Genomic DNA, 26996 nt, shown 5'->3' with positions numbered 1-26996 from the left:
ATTTTACCGCAAGGCTGTAATATATACAACCTATTTACTGGGATTTTGTCGTGAAGCTAGTACCTATGCACCTGTTAAGGTTAGAACAGATTTTTAATTCCTTTGAACAGATCACCGAAAAAATCACCGATGGCTCTCAGCAGCAGCTTGAACCAGCCCGCCTTCTCCGCTTCCTCGGCAGTAATCAGGTTCACCGTCTTCTCTTGCGTCTGATTCATTCCTTCAATTTTATAGGAGTACGTGACCTTACCTACCTTGCTGGCTCCGGCAATTGGTGCGACCAGCGTAGCCGGATCATTCGTGACCACAGTGGTCTTGATCTGCGGCGATACAGTACCCTTAGGGACCATGAATGTTACACCAGCATCCGTTACTACGGATACCTCTTTATTCTTGCCCTTCAGCACAGGCACAGTCTCAGTGCCGTCAATCACGGCCTTAGGCGCAACTACCTGCTTAATCTCGAAATTATTGAAGCCAAAATCCAGCACCTTCTTCGTTTCGGTGAAACGGTGGGCCTCAGAGTCCGCTCCCATAACTACGCTGATTAGACGCATGCCGTCACGCACCGCAGTACCCGTGAAGCAGTTACCGGCGTTAGTGGTATGTCCTGTCTTCAGTCCGTCCAGGCCCGGATAAGCGTATGCCTTGAAATTGGGGATATTCTTGTTGGCTTCCAGCATCCAGTTGTAGTTAATCATCGGCTTCGAATCACGCTCGCGGAATTTATACGATTGAATTGTCGTAAAATCTGTAAACTCCGGATGATCGGTGACAATATATTTGGCCAGAATCGCTGCATCCATCGCAGACATTACCGTCTCACGGTCCTCTTCAGGCCGGTATTTAGCAGGCATGTCCTTCCGGTCCAGACCGGTGGAATTAATGAAATAAGCCGTCTTCATGCCCATCTTCTGTGCGGTCTCATTCATCTGGGTCACAAACTGCTGCTCCGAGCCAGCTACCAGTTCAGCCAAAGCAACTGTAGCATCATTGGCAGAGCCTACCGCCATCGCTATGTAGAGTTCTTTAACCGTATGTTCATCGCCCGCAGCCAGAAAAATCCGAGACCCGATCTGCTTGGACGCATTCTCCTGTATAATGACCTTTTGATCCCAGGAAATCTTGCCGCTATTCACCGCTTCAGTTACAAGGTATTCTGTCATCATCTTCGTCATACTCGCCGGAGGCATAGGCTGATCCGCATTAAGCGAGAGCAGAACCTCACCCGTTGTAGGCTCAATCAATACTGCCGATTTCAGCTTCAGTCCGAGAGACTCCACGGTTGGGATTTTGGCTACTGCTGTCTTGGCAGGGGTAGCCGCCGCTTTGGTTCCCGCCTCGGTTGTAGCCGGTTTATTTACTGCCTCCGCCATTGCAGAAGCCGCAGGAAATGCCAACATATTTAAAAGCAGACCTACTGTCGCTGTCTTAATCACAATTTGCTTACTGCTTAGTTTTCTCTTGGCCTTCAATGATTAACTCTCCTTTAATCCTCAAATCAGTGCTTGTTCTATTCTAACACAGGGGTATCTGCAAAAAAAGACAGGCAGGACTAAATTAGTCCTGCCTGTCAACAAAATAGGCGATTCTTCCCGGCTTATAGAGAATAGTTCGGAGCTTCCTTGGTGATCTGTACATCATGAGGATGACTCTCACGCAGGCCTGCTCCAGTGATCCGGATGAAGGAGGTATCATTGCGCAGCTCTTCTAATGTCTTCGTTCCGCAATAGCCCATACCGGAGCGCAGTCCGCCAATCAATTGATGAACCGTGTCAGACAATGGCCCTTTAAAAGCGACTCGGCCCTCAATGCCTTCCGGTACCAGCTTCTTATCATCATCCTGGAAGTAACGGTCTTTACTGCCCTGCTTCATGGCGCTCATGCTGCCCATGCCGCGGTATACCTTGTATTTACGTCCCTGGTAGATTTCCGACTCTCCCGGGCTCTCTTCCGTACCGGCGAACAGGCTTCCCATCATGACTGCAGCAGCACCGGCAGCGATGGCCTTGGTAATCTCTCCAGAGTACTTAATTCCTCCGTCTGCAATCACCGGAATGCCGTATTCACGGGCTACTGTCGCACAATCGTAGATCGCGGTAACCTGCGGAACGCCTATACCGGCAATTACGCGGGTAGTACAGATAGAGCCTGGACCAATACCCACCTTGATTACGGAGGCTCCTGCTTCAATCAATTCCCGGGTAGCTTCGCCTGTAGCCACATTACCAGCTACGATGGTTAGGTCAGGATAAGTCTCGCGGAGCTTACGCACTGCATCGATAATATTGATGTGATGGCCATGTGCGGAATCCACGGTAATCAGGTCCACACCGGCTTTTACCAGTGCTTCAGTCCGTTCCAGCGTGTCCTTGGAGATCCCGATTGCCGCTCCAACCAGCAGACGTCCGTGAGAATCCTTGGCACCGTTGGGGAACTGGATAGCTTTCTCTATATCTTTAATAGTAATGAGACCTTTGAGAATATTATGCTCGTCTACCAGCGGCAGCTTCTCAATCTTGTGGCGCTGCAGAATGCCTTTCGCTTCCTGAAGAGTGGTTCCTACAGCAGCTGTAACGAGATTCTCATGAGTCATCACTTCTTTGATCTGAATATTGAAATCATGGATGAAACGCAGGTCGCGGTTCGTCAGAATACCGACAAGCTTGCCCTGTTCATCTACGATAGGCACACCCGAAATGCGGTATTTGCCCATCAGAACTTCAGCATCGGATACCCAGTGGTCCGGCGTAAGTGAGAATGGATTGGTAATAACCCCGCTCTCTGAGCGCTTCACACGGTCCACCTCTTCTGCCTGCTGCTCCACGGACATATTCTTATGAATGATGCCGATCCCGCCCTCACGGGCGATAGCAATCGCCATAGCGGCTTCTGTGACTGTGTCCATACCTGCACTCATCAAAGGGATATTCAGCTTCACATTCTTGCTGAGTACAGTGGTTAAGTCCACTTCCTTAGGCAATACCTCGGATTTACGCGGAACCAGCAGCACATCATCAAAAGTGAATCCCTCTTTACCAAACTTATCTTCCCACACCTGGGTCATTCCTCCTCTAAATTCTTTTCTCTACCCGCCCGCCAACTTATGAATAAAGAAACTCCTGCGTCAAGTCCATACCCGATAGACAGCAGTAGAGGCCTGGGAGTTATACATAATTGTGTCTTTTGTTAAGGTTTGAGAGGCTTGTCCAAAAATATATTATTGTCCATCTTAGCAAAGGGCATTTGGCCTGTCAAGAATATTACACCGCTCTGTGAAGGGATTAGGCAATCCGCCCTCCGGTAAGCGAATTCTTGGACTAAAGTCCGTCTCCAGTGGACAATAGAACAAATTTCGGCTGCACCACCGGATATACAAAAAGACCACTGTTGATTTCTCAACAGTGGTCATGTGTGCTTGGCAACGTCCTACTCTCCCAGGACCCTTCGGTCCAAGTACCATCGGCGCTGGAGGGCTTAACGGTCGTGTTCGGGATGGGTACGTGTGGAACCCCTCCGCTATCGCCACCAAACGGGCATTTACAGCGTAAATGCTTCAGGAATTTGATTCCTGAAAACTGAATCCGAAACGAATCTGCGTGTTAGAAATTTTGGATAAGCCCTCGACCGATTAGTATTGGTCAGCTCCATGCATTGCTGCACTTCCACCTCCAACCTATCTACCTCGTCGTCTTCAAGGGGTCTTACTAATTGGGAAATCTCATCTTGAGGGGGCTTCACGCTTAGATGCTTTCAGCGCTTATCCCGTCCGTACGTAGCTACTCAGCCATGCTCCTGGCGGAACAACTGATGCACCAGCGGTACGTCCATCCCGGTCCTCTCGTACTAAGGACAGCTCCTCTCAAATTTCCTGCGCCCACGACAGATAGGGACCGAACTGTCTCACGACGTTCTGAACCCAGCTCGCGTACCGCTTTAATGGGCGAACAGCCCAACCCTTGGGACCTACTTCAGCCCCAGGATGCGATGAGCCGACATCGAGGTGCCAAACCTCCCCGTCGATGTGGACTCTTGGGGGAGATAAGCCTGTTATCCCCAGGGTAGCTTTTATCCGTTGAGCGATGGCCCTTCCATGCGGTACCACCGGATCACTAAGTCCGACTTTCGTCCCTGCTCGACTTGTAGGTCTCGCAGTCAAGCTCCCTTATGCCTTTGCACTCTGCGAATGATTTCCAACCATTCTGAGGGAACCTTTGAACGCCTCCGTTACTCTTTAGGAGGCGACCGCCCCAGTCAAACTGCCCGCCTGACACGGTCCCCGTACCCGATGAGGGCACTAGGTTAGAACCTAGATACGATCAGGGTGGTATCCCAACGGCGCCTCCGCAGAAGCTTGCGCTCCTGCCTCCACGGCTCCCACCTATCCTGTACAGATCGTACCCAAATTCAATATCAAGCTGCAGTAAAGCTCCATGGGGTCTTTCCGTCTTGTCGCGGGTAACCTGCATCTTCACAGGTATTAAAATTTCACCGGATCTCTCGTTGAGACAGCGCCCAAGTCGTTACGCCATTCGTGCGGGTCAGAATTTACCTGACAAGGAATTTCGCTACCTTAGGACCGTTATAGTTACGGCCGCCGTTTACTGGGGCTTCGGTTCACAGCTTCGGATTGCTCCTAACCGCTCCCCTTAACCTTCCAGCACCGGGCAGGCGTCAGCCCGTATACTTCGCCTTGCGGCTTCGCACAGACCTGTGTTTTTGCTAAACAGTCGCTTGGGCCTTTTCACTGCGGCCCCCTCGGGCTATTCACCCTACCGAGGCACCCCTTCTCCCGAAGTTACGGGGTCATTTTGCCGAGTTCCTTAACGAGAGTTCTTCCGCGCGCCTTAGAATTCTCTTCTCGCCTACCTGTGTCGGTTTGCGGTACGGGCACCTTCTCCTGACTAGAGGCTTTTCTTGGCAGTGTGAGATCATGACCTTCGCTACTATAATTTTCGCTCCCCATCACAGCCCAGCCTTAACGATGTGCGGATTTGCCTGCACACCAGCCTCACTGCTTAGACGGACATCCATCAGTCCGCGTCACTACCCTCCTGCGTCACCCCATCGCTCATAGCGGATTACGGTGGTACAGTAATTTCAAACTGTTGTCCTTCGACTACGCCTGTCGGCCTCGCCTTAGGTCCCGACTTACCCTGAGCGGACGAGCCTTCCTCAGGAAACCTTGGGCTTTCGGCGGATCAGATTCTCACTGATCTTTTCGTTACTCATACCGGCATTCTCACTTGTGTAGTGTCCAGCGCTCCTTACGGTACACCTTCAACCCCTACACAACGCTCCCCTACCCCAGATGCTAGTGCATCTAGCCATAGCTTCGGTGGTGTGTTTAGCCCCGTTACATTTTCGGCGCAGAGTCACTCGACCAGTGAGCTATTACGCACTCTTTCAATGGTGGCTGCTTCTAAGCCAACATCCTGGTTGTCTGTGCAACTCCACATCCTTTCCCACTTAACACACACTTGGGGACCTTAGCTGATGGTCTGGGCTGTTTCCCTTTTGACAATGGATCTTAGCACTCACTGTCTGACTCCCGGCAAGAAGTAAATGGCATTCGGAGTTTGACTGAGCTTGGTAACCCTTGCGGGCCCCGCACCCAATCAGTGCTCTACCTCCACCACTCCATTCACCGAGGCTAGCCCTAAAGCTATTTCGGGGAGAACCAGCTATCTCCGAGTTCGATTGGAATTTCTCCGCTACCCCCACCTCATCCCCGCATTTTTCAACATGCGTGGGTTCGGGCCTCCAGTGCGTGTTACCGCACCTTCACCCTGGACAGGGGTAGATCACACGGTTTCGGGTCTACGTCCACATACTGAGTCGCCCTATTCAGACTCGCTTTCGCTGCGGCTCCGGCTTCTCACCTTAACCTTGCATGTTAAACGTAACTCGCCGGTTCATTCTACAAAAGGCACGCCATCACCCATAAAGAGGGCTCTGACTTTTTGTAAGCACACGGTTTCAGGTTCTATTTCACTCCCCTTCCGGGGTGCTTTTCACCTTTCCCTCACGGTACTGTTTCACTATCGGTCGCCAGGTAGTATTTAGCCTTAGCAGATGGTCCTGCTGGATTCATACGGGGTTTCACGTGCCCCGCACTACTCGGGATCCGTCTCGGAGAGAACACAGTTTAGGCTACAGGGCTTTTACCTCTATCGCGGGCCTTTCCAGACCTCTTCACCTACCATATTCCTTTGTAACTCCATGTGAGACGTCCCACAACCCCAAGAGGCAAGCCCCTTGGTTTAGGCTGTTCCGCGTTCGCTCGCCGCTACTGACGGAATCACTATTGTTTTCTCTTCCTCAGGGTACTTAGATGTTTCAGTTCCCCTGGTCTGCCTCTGCATTTCCTATGTATTCAGAAATGAGTAACTGCGAATTACCACAGCTGGGTTTCCCCATTCGGACACCCCCGGATCAAAGCTTGCTTACAGCTCCCCGAGGCAGTTTCGTTGTTCGCCACGTCCTTCGTCGGCTCCTGGCGCCTAGGCATCCTCCGTGTGCTCTTAGTAGCTTAACCAATGCGTTTCCCCTAAGGAAAATCGCTAGTATCGCCATTAATATGAAACTTGTTTACACAAGTTCAGCTTAAAGGAATGTTCTAAAACGCAAATTCGTTTCGGTATCCAGTTTTCAAGGATCAAGTTTCTTACTTGAGAGCTTAAACTCTCAAAACTGACCAACGAGTGAGTATTCGAACCCAAGGGTTCTATTGTGGAAGCAAAGCTTCCGATTTGAATGTCTTCATTGCAGAAGACGATTCTCCATAGAAAGGAGGTGATCCAGCCGCACCTTCCGATACGGCTACCTTGTTACGACTTCACCCCAATCATCTACCCCACCTTCGGCGGCTGGCTCCCTTGCGGGTTACCCCACCGACTTCGGGTGTTGTAAACTCTCGTGGTGTGACGGGCGGTGTGTACAAGACCCGGGAACGTATTCACCGCGGCATGCTGATCCGCGATTACTAGCAATTCCGACTTCATGCAGGCGAGTTGCAGCCTGCAATCCGAACTGAGACCGGCTTTGCTGGGATTGGCTCCACCTCGCGGCTTCGCTTCCCGTTGTACCGGCCATTGTAGTACGTGTGTAGCCCAGGTCATAAGGGGCATGATGATTTGACGTCATCCCCACCTTCCTCCGGTTTGTCACCGGCAGTCACTCTAGAGTGCCCAGCTTCACCTGCTGGCAACTAAAGTCAAGGGTTGCGCTCGTTGCGGGACTTAACCCAACATCTCACGACACGAGCTGACGACAACCATGCACCACCTGTCTCAACTTTCCCCGAAGGGCACCTGATGCATCTCTGCTTCGTTAGTTGGATGTCAAGACCTGGTAAGGTTCTTCGCGTTGCTTCGAATTAAACCACATACTCCACTGCTTGTGCGGGTCCCCGTCAATTCCTTTGAGTTTCAGTCTTGCGACCGTACTCCCCAGGCGGAGTGCTTACTGTGTTAACTTCGGCACCAAGGGTATCGAAACCCCTAACACCTAGCACTCATCGTTTACGGCGTGGACTACCAGGGTATCTAATCCTGTTTGCTCCCCACGCTTTCGCGCCTCAGCGTCAGTTACAGCCCAGAAAGTCGCCTTCGCCACTGGTGTTCCTCCACATATCTACGCATTTCACCGCTACACGTGGAATTCCACTTTCCTCTTCTGTACTCAAGTCACCCAGTTTCCAGTGCGACCTCAGGTTGAGCCCAAGGTTTAAACACCAGACTTAAATAACCGCCTGCGCGCGCTTTACGCCCAATAATTCCGGACAACGCTTGCCCCCTACGTATTACCGCGGCTGCTGGCACGTAGTTAGCCGGGGCTTTCTTCTCAGGTACCGTCACTCCGGCAGCAGTTACTCTACCGGACGTTCTTCCCTGGCAACAGAGCTTTACGATCCGAAAACCTTCATCACTCACGCGGCATTGCTCCGTCAGGCTTGCGCCCATTGCGGAAGATTCCCTACTGCTGCCTCCCGTAGGAGTCTGGGCCGTGTCTCAGTCCCAGTGTGGCCGTTCACCCTCTCAGGTCGGCTACGCATCGTCGCCTTGGTGGGCCGTTACCCCACCAACTAGCTAATGCGCCGCAGGCCCATCCCCAAGCAGCAGATTACTCCGCCTTTCATTCTCTCCTCAGGAGAAAAAAGAAATTATCCGGTATTAGCTACCGTTTCCGGTAGTTATCCCAGGCTTGAGGGCAGGTTGCCTACGTGTTACTCACCCGTCCGCCGCTAAGTCTGAAAGGAAGCAAGCTTCCTCTCAAACTCCGCTCGACTTGCATGTATTAGGCATGCCGCCAGCGTTCGTCCTGAGCCAGGATCAAACTCTCCAAATTGGTATTTAGAAAGAGCGATTGCTCATTTTGAAACATCTGACGAGAATTTACATTCTCATTTTTGGATCTCGCCGAAGCGATCTCCGATACTCACTCGTTGTTCAGTTTTCAAAGATCAAGCTCGTCGTTAGTGTCGATGTTGTCGTCACCAGCAACTCTTATAATATATCACATCCAGCCGATCAATGCAAGCTCTTTTTTTCAACTTCTTGTTCGAGCCAGGCGTTGATGTTTCGCGGCCAGAAATAGAATATATCACGGATAGACATTCATTGCAAGCATTATTTCTAAATCATTTGACCAGAGTATTCAATCCCCGATGCCAAGAGAACTGCCTGAGCAGCTCCCTTGGTTATCCGGGTCTGGAATCAGAGAAATCCTTAGTCTTTATTACGCATATGAGGGAACAGCAGCACGTCACGGATAGATGCTGAATTGGTCAGCAGCATGATCAGACGGTCTACACCGATACCCAGTCCGCCTGTTGGCGGCATGCCGTACTCCAGAGCGCGGATGAAATCATCATCCATCTCATGGGCTTCATCATTGCCCTGCTCTTTCTCGTGAATCTGTGCTTCGAAGCGCTGACGCTGGTCAATCGGATCATTCAGCTCGCTGAACGCATTGGCATGCTCGCGGGCCACAATGAACAGCTCGAACCGGTCGGTGAAGCGCGGGTCCTCTTCATTCTTTTTGGCAAGCGGTGAGATCTCTACAGGATGTCCCATTACGAATGTCGGCTGAATCAGCGTCTCTTCAACAAACTGCTCGAAGAACGCATTCAGGATATGTCCAAAGGTCATGTGCTTCTCTACCGGTACCCGGTGTTCCTTAGCCAGAGCCTGTGCTTCTTCATCCGTCATCTGAACACCGAAGTCTACTCCGGTTACTTCCTTAACGGCATCTACCATAGTAACGCGGCGCCAGCCTGGAGACAGATCCACTTCCTGTCCTTGATAATTAATTACCTGGGAGCCCAGCACCTCGCTGGCAATATGAGCGATCAGACTCTCTGTCAGATGCATAATGTCCTTGTAATCCGCATACGCTTCATACAGCTCGATCATTGTGAATTCCGGATTATGGCGTGTTGAAATACCCTCATTACGGTATACACGGCCAATCTCATAGACTTTCTCCAGACCGCCGACGATTAGACGCTTCAGGTGCAATTCGATGGCAATCCGCATATACAGCTGCATATCCAGCGTGTTGTGGTGTGTAATAAACGGACGGGCCGCTGCTCCGCCAGCGATGGCATGCAGGGTCGGAGTCTCCACCTCTAAATAACCCAGCGAGTCCAGATAACGGCGCATCGATTGGATAATCCGTGAACGCATGATGAAGGTCTGCTGTACCTCAGGGTTAATGATCAGGTCCACATAACGCTGACGATAGCGGAGTTCTACATCCTTCAGACCATGATACTTCTCGGGAAGCGGAAGCAAGGACTTGGACAGCACCTCAAGGTTATCCACTTTAATAGAGGTTTCGCCGGTCTTTGTCTTGAACAGGGTTCCCCGGATACCGACGATATCGCCAAGATCAAGGATCGTGAAGGCTGCATATTGCGACTCAGGGATACTGTCCTGGCGCACATAGATCTGGATTTTGCCGCTAAGGTCCTGGATGTGAGAAAAGCTTGCCTTGCCCATGACCCGTTTCGCCATAATTCGTCCGGCCACACTAACCTCCAGCGCCAGCTCGTCCAGCTCTTCCTTGGTTTGCCCGTCGTATTTGGCCAGAAGATCGCCTGCAGCAGCGGTACGCTCATATTTCTTGCCAAACGGGTCGATCCCGAGTGCGCGGAGCTCGTCCAGCTTGCCCCGGCGGATCTGCAGCAATTCACTTAATTCATTCTCTGTAGCTTCGACGTTGTTGATTTCTTCCGTCATGTTCTTCATCCTCTCTTACTCACTATACAAAAGAAGAAACGGCTCCGCCCCGATCTAGAGGACAGTCCGTTCCGGTACAAAATATAAGCTGTATGTGTTCACCCATATTTTACGGCTGGTATTCATATCTTTTGAAAAAAGCTTCCCTAAGGAAGCTTTCGGAACCGTCTTACTTCATTTTGATATCAAGAATTTTATATTGAATGACGCCTGCAGGGACACTAACATCCACAATCGTACCAATCTTCTTGCCGATGATCGCTCTGCCTACAGGGCTCTCATTGGAGATTTTGTTGTTCAGCGGATCGGATTCGGCAGTACCCACGATGGTGTACTCCATAATGTCGCCATACTCCATATCTTCAACGTTCACCGTTACTCCAATGCTTACCACATCTGTCACGATCTCATCGCTATTAATAATACGGGCATTGCGGAGCATCTTCTCCAAAGTAAGAACCCGTCCTTCAATGAAGGCCTGTTCATTCTTCGCGTCTTCATATTCCGAGTTCTCACTGATATCTCCGTAGCCGATGGCCACTTTGATACGTTCCGCTACTTCGCGGCGTTTAACGGATTTGAGGAACTCCAGTTCTTCTTCCAGACGCTTAAGTCCGTCCGGTGTAAGGATGACTTCTTTATCGCTCATCTTAACCGATTCTCCTGTCGTATACATTTATTGAAAACACCATACTATATGCGAATCCGGAGGGATCAGAACCCTCCTTCACCATTGCTCCTGCTGTAACGGCGATTTTATACTGTGAAATTATATTGGAACCGCTACAAAATGTCAATGACGCCCCATATAATGTTTAGCAATAATCAATAAAGCACACAGGAACGGGGCTTAGTCCCAGGAATATGTGAGGCTCATACGGCAAAAAGCTCGCTATCCGCGCTGTTCTGCTCCTCATCCTGCTTAAGCTGACCGACAAAATCATTCAAAATCCGCACCATCTCGTCACGTTTCGTTTCTTCCATAATAACGTCCTTCACGCGTGCCGCCGCCTTAAAGCCCTTCAAATACCAGGCCAGATGCTTGCGCATCTCGCGGACAGCCACAGCTTCACCCTTAAGAGCAATCAGGCGGTCCATATGAAGAATGGCTACCTTAATCTTCTCTTCAGCGCCAGGCTCAGGCATCAGAACACCGGTATCCAAATATTGAATCGTCCGGTACAGCATCCACGGATTGCCCAGTGCGCCACGCCCGATCATTACACCGTCACAGCCGGTCTGGTCCAGCATCGCCCGCGCATCCTCCGGCGTATTCACATCTCCATTGCCGATTACCGGGATCGATACTGCCTCTTTAGCCATACGGATATAATTCCAGTCGGCACGTCCCGTATAGAGCTGCTCGCGGGTCCGCCCATGTACGCTGACCGCCGCTCCGCCGGCCCGTTCCACCGCACGTGCATTCTCTTCAACGAAGATATGCTCGCTGTCCCAGCCGATCCGCATTTTCACGGTGACCGGTTTGTCCACGGCCTCCACTACTGCGGATACCATCTCATAGATTTTGTCCGGATTCAGCAGCCAGCGTGCTCCGGCATCGCATTTGGTCACCTTGGGCACCGGGCAGCCCATATTAATGTCGATGATATCGGCATTCGTCTCTTTATCGACAATTCTCGCCGCATCCACCAGCGATTCCCGGTCACCGCCAAAAATCTGCAGGCTCAGCGGTTTCTCGCGCTCATCGACAAAGAGCATCTCACGCGTACGCTGGTTGCCATGTACGATCGCCTTGCCGCTAACCATCTCCGCACAGACCAGGCCAGTCCCGAATTCTTTGGCAATCAGACGAAATGCCGGGTTACATACACCAGCCATAGGCGCCAGCACGACCTGATTCTTCAATTCAATATCACCAATCTTCAGCATGGCCCAATCACTTCCCTACCTCAATTTGTAACGTTCAGCCCGGTCTTAGGGTGCCGGATGGGCCAGTTCCTCTACCGTCACTTCCAGAAAATCCGCAATTTTATTTAAAATTTGATCTTCCAAACGTCTGTTGCCCCGCTCCACTGCGCCAAGCACAGCAAGTGATATTCCGACAGAATCCGCCAGTTCCTGCTGCGTGTAGCCCTTCAGCTTCCGGAACGCTCTGACCCGCATTCCCATACGTTTGTTGTCCACAGGCGAATTCCTGCCTTTCCGTCTATGTCTTGCAGCGCTGTTGTAATTAATCTGCGGAAACCGGAAGACTCTTCGTTCTGCGATAAGATATCGCTGAGCGGCAGAAGGACAAACGCCCGCTCCAGCATCCTCGGATGAGGCAGCGTCAGATCCGGCGTGTCCAGGGTCAACCCCTCTACCCACAGCAAATCCAAATCTACCGTTCTCGGTCCATACCGCACATCCCGGACCCGGCCTAACTGGGTCTCCGTGTCCAGCATCACATGAAGCAGCTCCTCCGGTGCTAGTGTGGTGCGCAGAACAGCCGCCATGTTAAGAAACTGAGGCTGATCCAGATATCCGACAGGCTCCGTCTCGTAGACCCGGGAGGTGCGCATAACTTCAATCTTGTCGTGAAGCTCCAGCCGGTGCAGGGCTTCTCTCAAGGTGCCTTGACGGTCACCCAGGTTAGCCCCTAAAGCAATATAAGCCTCTGATGCCTCAGAGGTAGAAGGTATGTTCATCAGTCTGTCTCACTTTCTCGTCCGGCGCAATTCTACAGTAACTCCCTGGAAATGAATATCAAAAGGAGGATGCGGCTTGGTCACCTGGACCGTTACTGCATTGATAACAGTATAAGTGTCCAGTAACCCGGATGCAATATGTTCCGCCAAAGCTTCTATCAGCTTGAAGGACTGCGTTTCGACAATTTTTTTGACTACAACATGAACTTCAGCATAATTCACAGTCTGCTCCAGATCATCGCTGAGCCCTGCTCCCTGCAAATCAAGCTCCAGCTCAAGGTCGATATAATAACGCTGGCCAAGCTTCCGCTCCTCTTCAAACACGCCATGGTAACCGTAGTACTCCATGCGGTGCAGCTTCATTTTATCCATTAAGGGTACCTGCCTTCTCTTGAAGAATATAGTCTATACGCAGAGCACAGGTGAACCTGCATATAACATGGCGTCACACATCTCTACGGTACGTTTCATTGCCGCAATATCATGAACCCGCACAAGCTGACAGCCCTGGGCAATCCCGAAGGCGACAGTAGCTGCGGTCCCCTCCAGGACATCATCTGCGGGCAGACCTAGGGCGGTACGAATGAATTTTTTACGCGAAGTGGCAAGCAGTACCGGATATCCCAGCTTCGTCAGTGCGCCGAGGCCGGTCATGACCTGAAGATTCTCTTCATAGTCCTTGGCGAAGCCGATTCCCGGGTCCAAAATAATATTGTCCGGCTTCACTCCGGCTGCCAGCGCCAGGTGAATGCTCTCGCTCAGGTCATCCGTCATATCGCCGATCAAATCGTTATAATCTCGGTCATGGCGGTTATGCATCAGAATGATCGGACAGTCTGCCTGCGCAGCAACCGCCGCCATCTGCGGATCGGCCTTGGCTCCCCATACATCATTGATGATATGCGCACCGGCCTGAATCGCCTGACGGGCGACTTCCGCCTTATAGGTATCTATAGAGAGGGGGAGATGCGGGGCGGCCTGATGGATACGCTCAATGACAGGAAGTACACGGGCCAATTCTTCTTCAGCACTCACCGGCTGGTGACCCGGGCGCGTGGATTCTCCGCCAATATCGATAATATCAGCACCCTCGGCCGCCATTTGCAGCGCATGCTCTACGGCTCTATCCCACTCCGTCCACAGGCCCCCATCCGAAAAGGAGTCCGGCGTCACATTGAGTATCCCCATAATCAGCGTGCGCTTGCCCAATTTCAGCTCGCTGCTCCCGCAGCGGTAAGTCCGCTCATAGATGATCGGCTTCATATCAGCATATCCGTCCTTTCTCTGTACAGGCTCATAAGTTCAGCCGTCTGCTCTCCACAGCGCCCGCTGCCTATGGTTACCCGCCGGTCTCCATTCCATAATGTGCTTACCGGTACGATCTCCTGCACAGAATTGGTGAGGAAGATTTCATCCGCAGCCGCAAGCTGTTCCCAGCGGTAAAAGCCCTGTTCAGGCTGAAGGCTGGCCGCTGCCAGCTCAAGCACCATTTCCCGGGTAATTCCCGGAAGAATCCCGGTGGAGATATCGGGGGTATAGAGCCGCTTATTGGAGATAAAAAAAATATTACTCACAATCCCTTCGGCGACCTCGCCCTGTGCGGTCAGCATCAGTCCCTCGGCTCCTCGCTCTGCGGACGGATAACCGGACAATTCACGTTTTGCCAGAATGTTGTTCATATAGTGCAGCGATTTAAGCCTTACCGCACCCTCCGGGGTATTACGCCGGTGGTTCAGCAGCTGAAGTTCTTTGCCTTCCGTGTATAAGCCGGTTGGTGTGACCGGCAGGGCTTTGATATAGAGCAGATGATTAGGCTGCTTATAGGCTGCGGATGGCAGACCCAGAATATCCTCACCGGCTGTAACGGTGTAGCGGATATACGCCTCACTAAGCTCATTCTTGTCCATTACAAGCCGAATCCATTCCCGCAGCTCCTGTACGTCCGGCTCAAAGGGAATGCCCAGCTGGCGGCAGCCCTCTGCCATTCTGCTCAGATGGCGCTCCAGCAGGAAGGACTGTCCCCCATACGTACGGAAGGTCTCGAACAGACCCATGCCGTACAAAAAGCCGTGATCCAGAGCGGAGACCACGGCGTCTTTGGCGTCGACTGCTTTGTTGTTAAGTCCTATATATTTCATGCCGGTTCTCCGGCTCTCCGTTTCAGGAAATTGCGCAGCATGGTATGGCCGTGATTCGTAATAATCGACTCGGGATGGAACTGTACCCCTTCAATCGGGTATTCCTTATGCCGTAGGGCCATAATCTCCCCTTCAGCGGTCTCGGCGGTAATCTCCAGGCAATCTGGCAGACTCTCTCGTTCCACGATCAGTGAGTGATAGCGTGTCGCTGTGAAAGGAGACTCCAGCCCCTCAAATACGGAGGTACCGTTATGATGGATGGGCGAGGTTTTGCCATGCATAAGGCGTTCTGCACGGATGACATTACCGCCAAAAGCCTGTCCGATCGCCTGGTGTCCGAGACATACGCCGAATATGGGGATGATGCCCTTGAAATGCTGCAGCAGCGCAAGGCTGATGCCTGCCTCATTCGGTGTGCAGGGTCCCGGGGAGATCAGAATATGATCCGGGGCTAATGCTTCTATCTCCTCAATGCTGATCTCATCGTTGCGCGCTACCTTAACTTCTTCCCCCAGCTCACCCAGATACTGCACCAGGTTATAGGTAAAGGAATCATAATTATCGATGACCAAGATCATATTGTGCTTCCTCCTTCGGCGCCGAGGGCAGCCCGCTCTTCCTGCTCGCGTTCACTGCAGAGAATGGCTTTTACTACCGCTTTGGCTTTGTTGTGGCATTCCCGGTACTCACGGTAAGGGTCTGAATCGATCACAATTCCCGCACCTGTCTGAATGTAGCCGATTCCGTCCTTCACTGCGAGCGTACGTATGATTATATTTAATTCCATATTGCCGTTATAGTCAATCCAGCCCATAGATCCAGTATATGGCCCCCGGCGGACCGGCTCCAGCTCTTCGATGATCTCCATGGTGCGCACCTTGGGCGCGCCCGTGATGGTGCCGCCGGGGAACAAGGCGGCGATGACATCGTACGCATCCCTGCCGGGTGCGATGATCCCCTCGACCTGCGAGACGAGATGCATGACATGCGAGTATCGCTCTACGGTCAGCAGCTCCGGCACGCTGACCGTTCCGTAGGCGGCGACACGGCCGATGTCGCTGCGCTCCAGATCGACAAGCATAATATGCTCGGCGATCTCCTTCTCGCTCCCGCGCAGCTCCGCCTCCATGGCGGCGTCCTCCGCGGGAGTATGGCCCCGCCGCCGGGTGCCGGCAATGGGGCGGGCGCTGACCTTGTCCCCGTGCAGCTTGACGAGCAGCTCCGGCGATGCGCTGGAGAGCGCGAAGCCGGGCGTGCGGAGCAGCCCCATGTACGGGGACGGGTTGAGTCTACGGAGCCATTCGTAGACTTCCTCGGGTGTAGACTTGAGCTGCGCCTGCTGGCGCAGCGAGAGGTTCACTTGGAATACATCTCCGGCACGGATGTATTCCTGGACCTTCAGCACAGCCTGCTGGAAGGGTGCGGCTGAGAAATCCGAGCTCATACCGGGCCACTCGCCGGTGATCTCGGCCTCGCTCTCCACCCTGCGTGTAAGCCCGGCGTACCTTGCAGCGGCTGCTTCTTCCGGCTCTGCCGGTGCGTAGAGAAGGCTCCACTGCTCCAGCATGCGCTCCGCACGGTGTACAGCAGCCTCATACAGACTCCTTAGCCCATCCAGGTTACCGGATACAGTATCCGGCACAGAGATATGAACTGCACAGTAGAGCTGCTGCTCCTGCTCATCGTAGATCCACACTTCTTCCAGTCTCATGAACAGATAATCCGGAAACTCAGGGTTGTTCCTGGCAAGCGACGGCAGCTTCTCCAGGGAACGGGCCACATCATAGCCAAGAAATCCGATACAGCCGCCGGTGAACGGCGGCAGACCGTCAAGCGGCAGGCGGGGAGACGTATATTCCCTCATCCATGCCTGCAGCACTTGCAGCGGCTGGCCTTCCGTTACGGCAGACTCTATATGCCCCGAAGCCTTGGCTCCGGGAGTATAGCTCTCCGCAACGGCTCCCCGGCCTTCGATGATCGAGACAGGGCTCAGGCCCAGATAGGTGTAGCGCCCGCCCTTGCCGCTCTCCAGGACAACCGAATAGGGGGAAGCCTGTTCCCAGGCCTGCTTCCAGCTGCGGGGCAAGCCTTGGTTGTCCTGCCGTTTCCTCAGGATCAGGGGAAGGACGCTCCAGGCCTCATCTGCCTCTGCCCACTGCTCCCAGTCCTGCCAAGCCGTTAAGATCTCCACAACCATTCTCCCGTCTCATCGATAGTTTATTGCCTGTCAGTATACTGTACATAGGGTTACTTTGAAAAGCCCGCAATTCTTATAAATGCTTATTATCCGAAAAAAGAGCCTGCGGTATCCCTGTGAAAGCGGATAGGGCAGGCTCTTCGTAAGAGCTGAATTCTCAGCAATTATACTTCAAAGTTATAGAGCGGCGTGCTCAGGTAACGTTCGCCGTTGCTTGGGATGATGACAACAATTTTCTTGCCTGCGCCAAGTTCCTTCGCTACCTTCAGTGCAGCAAATACAGCCGCACCGGAGGAAATACCGGACAGCACGCCTTCTTCCTTGGCTACGCGGCGGGCAGTTTCGAACGCTTCATCATTCTCAACATGAATAATCTCATCATAGATATCCTGGTTCAGAATTTCCGGCACGAAGTTAGCGCCGATACCCTGAATCTTGTGCGGGCCCGGTTTGCCTCCAGCCAGAATCGGTGAAGCCGCAGGTTCTACCGCATAGATCTTCACGCCCGGATATTGATTCTTCAGCACTTCACCCGCACCGCTGATCGTTCCGCCTGTGCCGACACCGGCAATGAATGCATCCAGCGGGCCGCCTACGGATTCGATCGCTTCAACGATCTCCGGTCCAGTGGTCTCGCGATGGATCTTCACGTTAGCCTTGTTCTTGAACTGCTCCGCAAGGAAATAATCCGGATTCTCGCTCAGAATCTGCTCAGCCTTCTTGACCGCACCGTTCATTCCTTCTGATCCCGGAGTCAATACGAGCTCAGCGCCGTAAGCGCGCAGCAGGTTGCGGCGTTCAAGGCTCATCGTTTCCGGCATAACAATAATGGCCTTGTAGCCTTTGGCAGCTGCCACAAGCGCCAGGCCGATCCCTGTATTACCGCTGGTCGCTTCTACAATCGTGCCACCCGGCTTCAGCAAGCCCTCTTTCTCAGCCTCTTCTACAATGCTGATGGCAATACGGTCTTTCACACTGGAGCCTGGATTCTGGTATTCCAGCTTCAGGAAGATCTCTGCCGAGCCTTCCGGAACAATCCGGTTCAGGCGGACGAGCGGTGTGCCACCGATCAAATCTGTTACACTGTTGACGACTTTAGCCATGAGTAAAAACCTCCTTGGAATGATAAATGAATTAGGGTGCGGAAACTTATGACAAATGCTATCAGCATATATTACCGTAGCTCCCGGTTCACAATGCCTGGGTAACTAACAGTTGTAATTGTACCGCTTAATATTTCCGACTAAATCAGTAGGTTTTATATTTAATTTCATATTATCAATCTTGCAGGCTGTTGTCAATATATATTGCTGTATCATATTTGGCCCGTAATTCACGCTCTACCTGCTGCAAGGGCGCTGCCTGCTCCAGTCTCAGCTGCTGGCCGATCATCCGCCGCAGTTCCTCCTGATCCGGCTTCACAGGATCAATCAGCTTCTCCAGACGGATCACAGCATACCCCCCGTCAACCTGCAGCGGTCCTGCGATATCGCCATTCTCCAGCCCGGCTGCTGTCTCCAGCAGCTCCTCAGGCCAGAACGGGTCCTTCTCCTCGACCGTTCCGATACTGCCGCCATGCTGGCGGCTCTCCTCGTCGATCGAGACCTCACGGGCCAGCACTGCAAAATCCTCACCCCGCTCCAGGCGGTCCATCACTGTACTGGCCTCGTTATAGGTGGAGGTCTGGATGATAGAGAGCTGCATTTGCTTGCGGGGCATGAATCTCTCGCTATTTTGCTTCAGATAATCATCAATTTCCGCATCACTGACCGCAATGCCGGCCGTTGCTATGGCCTGGAGCGTCAGCCGGTATGCCGTCTCCTCACGCAGCTCCTGACGGGATAGTCCAAGCTCAGACTGCATCTGCTGATAATATTGCTCCTCCGAGCTGTAACCGGACATTCCCCGCTTCAGTTCCCGTTCAATCTCATCATCCGTGACCATAATTCCCAGCGCTGCGGCTTCCTTGCCCACCACGATATGATTCAGCATGCCCAGCAGCACTTCTTCCCCGTGCTTCTTCTGAAGCTCCTCTATCCATTCCTGTTCCGTGACCGGCTGTCCTCCGGCAGCAGCGACATCCGAGGCTTCTCCTTCAGCCGTCTCTGCCTTCAGCAGTGCCATGGCACGCAGGCTCCAGAATAATAGCCCTCCCAGCACCAGCGTTGCCACAGCAAGTAATATAACGGCATTGCGCAGCGCGCGCTCCTGTCTTGTCACCATTTCATAGCCCTATGACTTCGCTTGATCGAGGATTACCTGCAGTTCATCCTTGTTAAATACATAGCTCTCATTGCAATAATGGCAGACAACTTCTGCCGTATCATCTTCTTCGATCAGCCGTTCCAGCTCGTGCTCACCCAGACTAACCAGAGTCTGCTCAATCCGTTCCCGTGAGCACTGACATACAAAGCGGACCTCCAGCTCATCCATGATCACAGCATCCGGCAGCAGCAGCCTCAGCATTTCCTCAGGCTCAAGCCCCTGATCCAGCACGGACGTAACCGAAGGCATGGCTCCAACCGCTTGCTCAACCTCGGTAATCTCCTCATCGGTCAGCCCGGGCAGCAGCTGAATAATAAAGCCTCCGGCAACTCTGACTGAATTATCGGTCTCCACCAGCACTCCAAGTCCTACAGCAGCAGGCGTTTGCTCCGAGAGGGCAAAATAATAGGTGAAATCCTCACCCAGCTCTCCTGAAACGATAGGCACACTGCCGCGGTACGGCTCCTTCATCCCCAGATCCTTGCTGATATCAATGAAGCCTTCCGTGCCTACCGCCCCTGCAACATCCAGCTTGCCCATGCTGTTGCTTGGCAGATGAACATGCGGATTGCGCACATAGCCGCGAACTTCTCCCAGGGCATTGGATTCAGCCGTAATCTGCCCGAGCGGACCGTTTCCTTTGACCATAATCGCGAGCTTCTCCTGCCCCTTGAGCATGGCTCCCATTATAGCTGCGGCAGTAACCGTACGTCCAAGCGCTGCCGTAGCCGTCGGATACGTATCATGTCTGCGCCGCAATTCATCGACAAGCTCTGTGGTACGGACAGCGAACGCTCTGACTCTTCCGTTCATCGCCGTCCCCCGGACCAGCCGGTCCTTCTTATTATCCATTGGGTGCCTACTCCTCCTATCTCTCTCTTCTGTATAGGTTCATCTTTATGATTATTTGTTACGGTTGTAAATAATGCGCAATCCTTCAAGCGTCAGCATCGGATTCACCTCATCGATACATTCTGTCTCACTGGCAATCAGTGAGGCCAGCCCTCCGGTAGCAATAACCTTGAGAACGGGAGCATTCATCTCCTGCTTGATGCGTCTGACGATACCCTCAACCTGACCGGCATAGCCAAAAATGATCCCTGCCTGCATCGCATGTACGGTATTGCGCCCGATTACCTTCTTGGGCTTCTCCAGCTCAATCCGGGGCAGCTTGGATGCCCGCAGATAGAGGGCCTCCGTGGAAATGCCCAGACCCGGCACGATAGCACCGCCCAGATAGTTGGCCCCGGCATCAATGCAGTCGAAGGTGGTTGCCGTGCCGAAATCAACGACGACAAGCGGACATTTATACTGCTCAATCGCCGCAACCGCGTTCACAATCCGGTCCGCCCCCACTTCGCGCGGGTTCTCATAACGCAGATTAAGCCCGGTTTTGATACCAGGCCCCACAAGGAGCGGGTCCTTGCCGATGAATTTGACACACATCTCTACGATGACCTGCACGAGCGGCGGAACAACCGAGGAGATGATGACCCCCTCGACATCCCTGAACGAGAGATTCGACATGCTGAACAGATTATGAATCATCACACCATATTCATCGACAGTGGACCCGCGGGCAGTGCTCAGCCGGAAATGGTGCAGCAGCTCACTGCCCCGGTAGACGCCCAGCACAATGTTCGTATTGCCGATATCGACGACAAGTATCATCAGAGGGCTCCCTCCTTCTTGCCATTCAGATCCAGGCTGATATCGAGACTCGCGAAGGAATACGTCAGCCGTCCTACCGAAATCACATCCACACCCGATTCAGCAATGCCCCGGACCGTCTCCAGAGATACATTGCCCGATGCCTCAATGGTGACATGCTTCGCCTTGGTCCGGATTCTTCTCACGGCTTCAGCCATCTGCTCAGGGGACATGTTATCGAGCATAATAATATCCGCTCCGGCCGCCAGCGCTTCCTCTACCTGCTCCAGACTCTCCGTCTCTACTTCAATGGTCATGGTGTGCGGGATATTGGCACGGGCACGCCCTACTGCCTGATGGATGCCGCCGGCCCCCTTGATATGGTTGTCCTTAATCATTACCGCATCATACAGACCGTAACGGTGGTTGGCTCCGCCGCCTATGCGGACTGCATATTTCTCCAGCATCCGGTGACCCGGTGTGGTCTTGCGGGTATCCACCAGGCGGGTTGGCAGCCCTTGAAGCTTCTCTACAAAAGAAGCTGTGCGCGAGGCCACACCGGATAAACGCTGCATCAAGTTGAGGGCAAGCCGTTCACCAGTCAGGATGGCATGAGTGCTGCCTTCTACCTCAGCAATCACAGTGCCCTTGGAGACAGCTTGTCCTTCCTGGACCAGCGCCGTGAATACAAGCCCAGGATCAACAACTTCGAATACCAGCTCGGCCACGGGGATTCCACAAATAATCCCGTCTTCCTTGGCGTGGATGATTCCCTTGGACTCATGCCCGGCAGGAATGGTTGTACGGGTAGTAATATCCCCCGAGCCGACATCCTCCTGCAGCCAGCCCTTAATAGCTTTAAGCAGATCTTCATTGTATCCGTTAAACATCATCACTTAATTCCTCCACTATTCCAAGTTCGCGAATCTGGAGCAGATGCTTCTGCCACTGTGCGTCACTGCGCAGCGGATAATCCTCACGATAATGCGCACCGCGGCTCTCCTCCCGTGCCAGGGCCGATTCAGTGATCAGCAGACAGCATGTAAGCATATTGGCGAACTCGTATTCTTCCCGTGTTGTCAGCTTGGTCTTAAAAATCGGCAGCTGGCGCTTTATCTCATCCAAGCCTTTGTTCAGCATTTCCCGGTTCCGCCGCAGTCCGGCGTACCGCACCATAGCCTTTTGCAGCTTCAACCGCCGTTCTACAATTGCCTGTGCAGGAGCTTCTACCCTTGCCTGATGATAGGTTACCGATAGGTTATCCCGGTCAAGCGGCGGAAGCTGGCGGATTCGTTCAATGATCCGGCGGCCGAACACAACAGCTTCCGACAAGGAGTTGCTGGCCAGCCGGTTGGCACCCTGCACACCAGTAGATGATACCTCACCGCAGGCAAACAGGCGGGCAACCGTGCTCTCTCCGCTCAGGTCGGTCTTCACGCCCCCCATCATATAATGCGCAGCAGGAGCCACCGGAATCCAGTCACTTGTAATATCCAGCCCGTAGCTCATGCAGGTTGCATAAATGGTCGGGAAGCGGTGTTTAACCATATCCGCCGGTTCATGCGTAATATCCAGATAGACAAAGGTGGATTTGGTCAATTCCATCTCGCTTACAATGGCACGGGCAACAATATCCCGCGGGGCCAGCTCCTGCAGCTCATGATAACGTTCCATGAACCGCTCACCGTTAATGTTCCGCAGCACAGCGCCTTCTCCCCGCACAGCCTCCGAGATCAGGAAGCGCGGAGCGCCAGGATAGCTGAGTGCTGTCGGATGAAACTGAATGAACTCCATATCCCGGATATGGGCACCGGCACGATAAGCAATGGCTACCCCGTCTCCGGTGGCCACCTCAGGATTGGTCGTGTAACGGTATAGTTGTCCTGCTCCGCCGGAGCATAGGATTGTTGCATCTGCCTGCAGGAATAACCGCCCGCCATCAGGCCGCTGTACAAGCGCTCCCAGACACTCTCCGTCCTCCGTAATCAGGTCAACGACATAATGGTCATCCCAGGTCTCAATATTCTCATGCCGGGCAGCCTGTTCAGCGAGTGCGCGGACAATCTCATATCCTGTAGCATCCCCATTTGCATGTAAAATACGGCGGTGGCTATGTGCCCCCTCCTGGGTTAAGGCCAGTACACCATTCTCCTTATCGAAAATCGTGCCAAGCCGGATCAGTTCGCGGACGCCTTCGGGCCCTTCATTGACCAGCACATCCACAGCCGCAGAGGAGTTCAGTCCCGCGCCGGCCATCAGGGTATCCTGACGGTGATACGCCGGCGAATCATCCTCCGAAATGACGGCCGCAATTCCGCCCTGGGCATACCGTGTGTTGCTCTCCATTACGGTCTTCTTCGTAATCATAATAACCTTCCGGTCTTCGCTGGCCTTGATCGCTGTGAATAACCCGGCAATACCGGAACCAATGACCAGGCAGTCTGTCTTAACTACAGGAAGTCCCTGAAGATCAAAATCAACCAAATATTGTGGAATCATGACCGCTTTTCACCTGTTTCAACGAAAGAGTAGCGCATGCTACCGGACTTGTAGCATGCGCTCTAAGGATGTTCTGGCTTTGTCGGCGACTGCAGGCGGTACATAGATCTGCGGCTTCATCGTCTCCAGGCATTTGACCAGCTTTTTCAAATTATTTACCTTCATATTAGGACATACCAGGAATTTGGTGGCAAAATGAAACTCCTTATCCGGGCTGTCAAGCCGCAGCTGATACCCGGTTCCATCCTCAGTACCCACAATAAACTGCCGGCGGTCCGATTTCCGGCAATATTCCAGAATTGAGGTAGTGCTGCCCACATAGTCCCCCATTGCCACGACTTCCGGGCGGCATTCGGGGTGTACAACAAATTCAGCTTCCGGGTATTTGGCTCTCATCTCCATGACATCCTTGACGGTAAGCATGTCATGAGTATTGCAATAGCCCTCCCAGATAATCAGCTTCTTGCCGGTCTGATCCTGCACATATTGACCCAGATTCTTATCAGGCACCCAGATGATTTCTTCAGCATCGAGTGATTCGATCACCTTCACCGCATTCGCTGAGGTGCAGCAAATATCTGTCTCCGCCTTGATCTCTGCAGAGGAATTGATATAGGTTACTACCTTCGCACCCGGATGCTGGGCCTTCAGCTTGCGCAGCCCATCCACATTGACCATGTCAGCCATCGGGCAACCTGCACGTTCGTCAGGAATCAGGACCGTCTTGTTCGGTGCCAGAATCTTGGCACTTTCCCCCATGAAATGAACGCCGCAGAATACGATTACATCTGCCTCTGTCTCCGCTGCCTTCTGGGCCAGCAAAAACGAGTCTCCCCTGAAATCGGCGACTTCCTGAATTTCATCACGCTGATAATAATGAGCCAGAATAATAGCATTCCGTTCCTTCTTAAGCTGTTCGAGGCGCACACGAAGTTCACGATTCTGTTCCTGCTTGCGCTCAAGCGCCAGAGCTTCCACGGTCAGTCTCCCCCTTATGTCATCATGGCTTGCCGCCAGTACATTTCTTATAAATGATAAATTTAATATTTATTCACTAATGTACACAACGTTCCACCCCCTGTCAATCCAAGCGGGTGCTCTGTTTCAGAGAGAAACCGGAGGACAAGTTGCCGTGTGAAACATATACATTCTTATATTTTAAAAGAAAAGCCCGGAGAACCAGTGGTTCTCCGGGCTAGATTACATAATTTGCTGCGATACAGCTTAGACCAGGCTTCCGCCGCCCTTATTCCCGTCATCCGGTCCGTTGCCCTCTTCAGGGTCTGGCTTGTTCGGAATATCCTTGGACAGGTCTAATGGGGATTCCTCGCCAGTTTTGCCTTGAATCCGGACGCGCACATCACCGATGGAATCAATGATCGGCTCGCCCGCTTCATTGGTAATGGCGTCGCCTTCTTCTGGCTTGCCATCCTCGCTCAGGTAGCCTTGCTCAATCAATTCTGTGATCTGATCAAGCTCCAGCGTTTCCTTCTCAAGCAGGGTGTTGGCAATCAGGTGCATTTCTTTGGAATGCTTGGTCAGCAGCTCTCTGCAGCGCTCATAGCTGCTGCGGATAAGGTTCTGCATTTCCTGATCAATCTCATAAGCAATGGAGTCGCTGTAATTCTGTTCATGTCCGATATCCCGGCCCAGGAAGACTTGGCCTTGGGTTGCACCGAACTGCAAGGGCCCAAGCTTATCGCTCATTCCGTATTCCATAATCATCGCACGCACAATGCGCGTAGCCTGCTGGAAGTCACTGTAAGCGCCTGTGCCGATTTCGCCAATGAACATTTCTTCAGCAACGCGTCCACCAAGCAATCCGGTAACCTTATCCAGAAGCTCTTGCTTGGTTACGATCATCCGGTCTTCCTTAGGAAGCATAATAACATATCCGCCGGCACGGCCGCGCGGGATAATGGTAACCTTGTGAACCACATCAGCATGCTCAAGGAAGTAGCCGGCAATGGTATGGCCTGCTTCGTGATATGCGACAATCCGTTTCTCGCGGTCACTGATGACGCGGCTGCGCTTCTCGGTACCGACGATGACACGGTCAATCGCTTCATCCACTTCACGCATCGTAATGTCCTTGCGGTTACGGCGTGCAGCAAGCAATGCCGCTTCGTTCAGCAGGTTCTCCAGATCGGCACCGGTGAAGCCGGTAGTACGCTTGGCGATAACGTCAAGTCTTACATCCTTGGTCAGCGGTTTGTTGCGGGAGTGAACCTTCAGTACAGCTTCACGGCCCTTCACATCTGGGCGGTCAACCGTAATTTGACGGTCGAAACGGCCCGGACGGAGCAGCGCCGGGTCAAGAATATCTGCGCGGTTGGTAGCCGCGACAATAATAATGCCTTCGTTGCCGCCAAAGCCGTCCATTTCAACGAGCAATTGGTTAAGGGTCTGTTCCCGTTCGTCATGTCCGCCGCCAAGTCCTGCGCCGCGCTGACGTCCCACAGCATCGATCTCATCGATAAAGATAATACAAGGAGCGTTCTTCTTCGCGTTCTCGAACAAGTCACGTACGCGGGATGCGCCGACACCGACGAACATTTCCACGAAGTCGGAACCGGAGATGCTGAAGAACGGAACGCCTGCTTCCCCTGCAACTGCACGGGCCAGCAAGGTTTTACCTGTTCCCGGAGGACCTACAAGGAGTACCCCTTTCGGAATCCGGGCACCCACCGCTGCGAATTTGCGGGGGTCCTTAAGGAATTCAACAACCTCAACCAGCTCTTGCTTCTCTTCGTCAGCCCCTGCAACATCCTCGAAGCTGATCTTCTTCTTCTCTTCATTATATAACCGTGCCTTGCTCTTGCCGAAGTTCATCACCTTGCCGCCGCCGCCCTGTGCATTATTGAACAGGAAGAAGAACAGGATGAACATGATGACCAGTGGGATCATGGAAGAAAGGAATGTCAGCCAGATGCTGTCACCTTCCATTTTCTTCTGACTCAATTCTATGCCGTTCTTATCGCTTGCAGCCACAAGTTCATCAAGGGCCCGGTCTGTAGGAGGAACATAAGTGGAGAAATTCTTCGATTTAGCTTCGGGTGGCAGCTCTTTATATTCGCCAGTAACCAGAAACGCATTCCCCTCAAACTGAACCGTCATGCTCTTCACATTATTGTTCGAGATCTCCTGCCGCAACTCGTCATATCTAGGGAGATCGGCGGATTCATTTCCATTGCTCACAAACTGGACTATGCCCACCACGACTAAAAATAAAATCAAATAAAAACCAGAATTCCGGATGAACCGATTCATCCCCTACCTCCTCTCGCAACGCTCAAGTTATTGTACCATAGCCTGACCGGACTCCTCAAATTGTCAGGAAATCCAGAAAAGTGAT

20 protein-coding genes and 3 rRNA genes are annotated in these 26996 nt (G+C 52.7%); all 23 read right to left on the bottom strand.

Going from position 1 to position 26996, the window contains the following annotated elements:
* Positions 1-80: 80 nt before the first annotated feature.
* A complete protein-coding gene (locus tag MKY12_RS32400; protein WP_339312207.1) occupies positions 81-1475 on the bottom strand; it encodes a D-alanyl-D-alanine carboxypeptidase family protein in 1395 nt (464 codons plus the stop codon).
* A gap of 125 nt (positions 1476-1600) precedes the next feature.
* Positions 1601-3058 (bottom strand): IMP dehydrogenase, encoded by a 1458-nt coding sequence (gene guaB, locus MKY12_RS32395; RefSeq protein WP_339252716.1) that lies wholly within the window; start codon positions 3056-3058, stop codon positions 1601-1603.
* 358 nt (positions 3059-3416) lie between these two features.
* A 5S ribosomal RNA gene (rrf, locus tag MKY12_RS32390) occupies positions 3417-3533 on the bottom strand.
* 78 nt (positions 3534-3611) lie between these two features.
* Positions 3612-6538 (bottom strand): 23S ribosomal RNA (locus MKY12_RS32385).
* Between the two features lie 250 nt (positions 6539-6788).
* Positions 6789-8349: ribosomal RNA gene (locus MKY12_RS32380) — 16S ribosomal RNA — on the bottom strand.
* Together the 16S, 23S and 5S rRNA genes form the textbook arrangement of a ribosomal RNA operon.
* A gap of 380 nt (positions 8350-8729) precedes the next feature.
* Complete coding sequence (gene lysS, locus MKY12_RS32375; protein ID WP_036723908.1) at positions 8730-10244, bottom strand: lysine--tRNA ligase; 1515 nt, start codon at positions 10242-10244, stop codon at positions 8730-8732.
* 169 nt (positions 10245-10413) lie between these two features.
* Entirely contained in the window at positions 10414-10893 is a 480-nt protein-coding gene (greA, locus tag MKY12_RS32370) for a transcription elongation factor GreA (protein WP_036696487.1), read from the bottom strand.
* Between the two features lie 224 nt (positions 10894-11117).
* Entirely contained in the window at positions 11118-12134 is a 1017-nt protein-coding gene (dusB, locus tag MKY12_RS32365; protein WP_036723910.1) for a tRNA dihydrouridine synthase DusB, read from the bottom strand.
* Positions 12135-12179: 45 nt separating this feature from the next.
* Positions 12180-12389, bottom strand: coding sequence for a helix-turn-helix transcriptional regulator (locus MKY12_RS32360; protein WP_036696484.1), 210 nt, complete (start codon positions 12387-12389; stop codon positions 12180-12182).
* On the bottom strand, positions 12341-12892 hold the full coding sequence (gene folK / locus MKY12_RS32355) for a 2-amino-4-hydroxy-6-hydroxymethyldihydropteridine diphosphokinase (protein WP_339312205.1): 552 nt from the start codon (positions 12890-12892) through the stop codon (positions 12341-12343). Before folK ends, MKY12_RS32360 begins: the two co-directional genes overlap by 49 nt.
* A gap of 9 nt (positions 12893-12901) precedes the next feature.
* Positions 12902-13264, bottom strand: a complete 363-nt coding sequence (gene folB, locus MKY12_RS32350; protein ID WP_036696480.1) for a dihydroneopterin aldolase — start codon at positions 13262-13264, stop codon at positions 12902-12904.
* A 33-nt stretch (positions 13265-13297) separates the two neighbouring features.
* A complete protein-coding gene (folP, locus tag MKY12_RS32345; RefSeq protein WP_339252708.1) occupies positions 13298-14155 on the bottom strand; it encodes a dihydropteroate synthase in 858 nt (285 codons plus the stop codon).
* Positions 14152-15030 (bottom strand): aminotransferase class IV, encoded by an 879-nt coding sequence (locus MKY12_RS32340; protein WP_339252706.1) that lies wholly within the window; start codon positions 15028-15030, stop codon positions 14152-14154. The genes folP and MKY12_RS32340 overlap by 4 nt, the downstream gene beginning before the upstream one ends.
* Positions 15027-15608 (bottom strand): aminodeoxychorismate/anthranilate synthase component II, encoded by a 582-nt coding sequence (gene pabA, locus MKY12_RS32335; protein WP_076082822.1) that lies wholly within the window; start codon positions 15606-15608, stop codon positions 15027-15029. Before pabA ends, MKY12_RS32340 begins: the two co-directional genes overlap by 4 nt.
* A complete protein-coding gene (locus tag MKY12_RS32330; protein WP_339252704.1) occupies positions 15605-17227 on the bottom strand; it encodes an anthranilate synthase component I family protein in 1623 nt (540 codons plus the stop codon). The genes pabA and MKY12_RS32330 overlap by 4 nt, the downstream gene beginning before the upstream one ends.
* Before the next feature lie 164 nt (positions 17228-17391).
* Complete coding sequence (cysK, locus tag MKY12_RS32325; RefSeq protein WP_339252702.1) at positions 17392-18330, bottom strand: cysteine synthase A; 939 nt, start codon at positions 18328-18330, stop codon at positions 17392-17394.
* A 175-nt stretch (positions 18331-18505) separates the two neighbouring features.
* On the bottom strand, positions 18506-19450 hold the full coding sequence (locus MKY12_RS32320) for a peptidylprolyl isomerase (protein WP_339252700.1): 945 nt from the start codon (positions 19448-19450) through the stop codon (positions 18506-18508).
* 9 nt (positions 19451-19459) lie between these two features.
* A complete protein-coding gene (gene hslO, locus MKY12_RS32315; protein WP_036723923.1) occupies positions 19460-20344 on the bottom strand; it encodes an Hsp33 family molecular chaperone HslO in 885 nt (294 codons plus the stop codon).
* Positions 20345-20395: 51 nt separating this feature from the next.
* A complete protein-coding gene (locus MKY12_RS32310; protein WP_036723925.1) occupies positions 20396-21163 on the bottom strand; it encodes a type III pantothenate kinase in 768 nt (255 codons plus the stop codon).
* Entirely contained in the window at positions 21163-22035 is an 873-nt protein-coding gene (nadC, locus tag MKY12_RS32305) for a carboxylating nicotinate-nucleotide diphosphorylase (protein ID WP_339252698.1), read from the bottom strand. The genes MKY12_RS32310 and nadC overlap by 1 nt, the downstream gene beginning before the upstream one ends.
* The gene (nadB, locus tag MKY12_RS32300) at positions 22025-23641 is read right to left on the bottom strand and encodes an L-aspartate oxidase (RefSeq protein WP_339252697.1); all 1617 of its coding nucleotides are present in this window, start codon (positions 23639-23641) and stop codon (positions 22025-22027) included. The genes nadC and nadB overlap by 11 nt, the downstream gene beginning before the upstream one ends.
* Positions 23642-23680: 39 nt before the next feature.
* Positions 23681-24619, bottom strand: a complete 939-nt coding sequence (gene nadA / locus MKY12_RS32295; protein WP_036696456.1) for a quinolinate synthase NadA — start codon at positions 24617-24619, stop codon at positions 23681-23683.
* 246 nt (positions 24620-24865) lie between these two features.
* Positions 24866-26911 carry an ATP-dependent zinc metalloprotease FtsH gene (gene ftsH, locus MKY12_RS32290; RefSeq protein ID WP_339252695.1) on the bottom strand — a complete coding sequence of 682 codons (2046 nt, stop codon included), beginning with the start codon at positions 26909-26911 and terminating at the stop codon, positions 24866-24868.
* Positions 26912-26996 lie beyond the last annotated feature (85 nt).

Origin of the sequence: Paenibacillus sp. FSL M7-0896 (genome assembly GCF_037975415.1) — a bacterium.
GTDB classification, from domain to species: domain Bacteria; phylum Bacillota; class Bacilli; order Paenibacillales; family Paenibacillaceae; genus Paenibacillus_AQ; species Paenibacillus_AQ silagei.
This window is presented reverse-complemented; position numbering and strand designations above follow the sequence as displayed.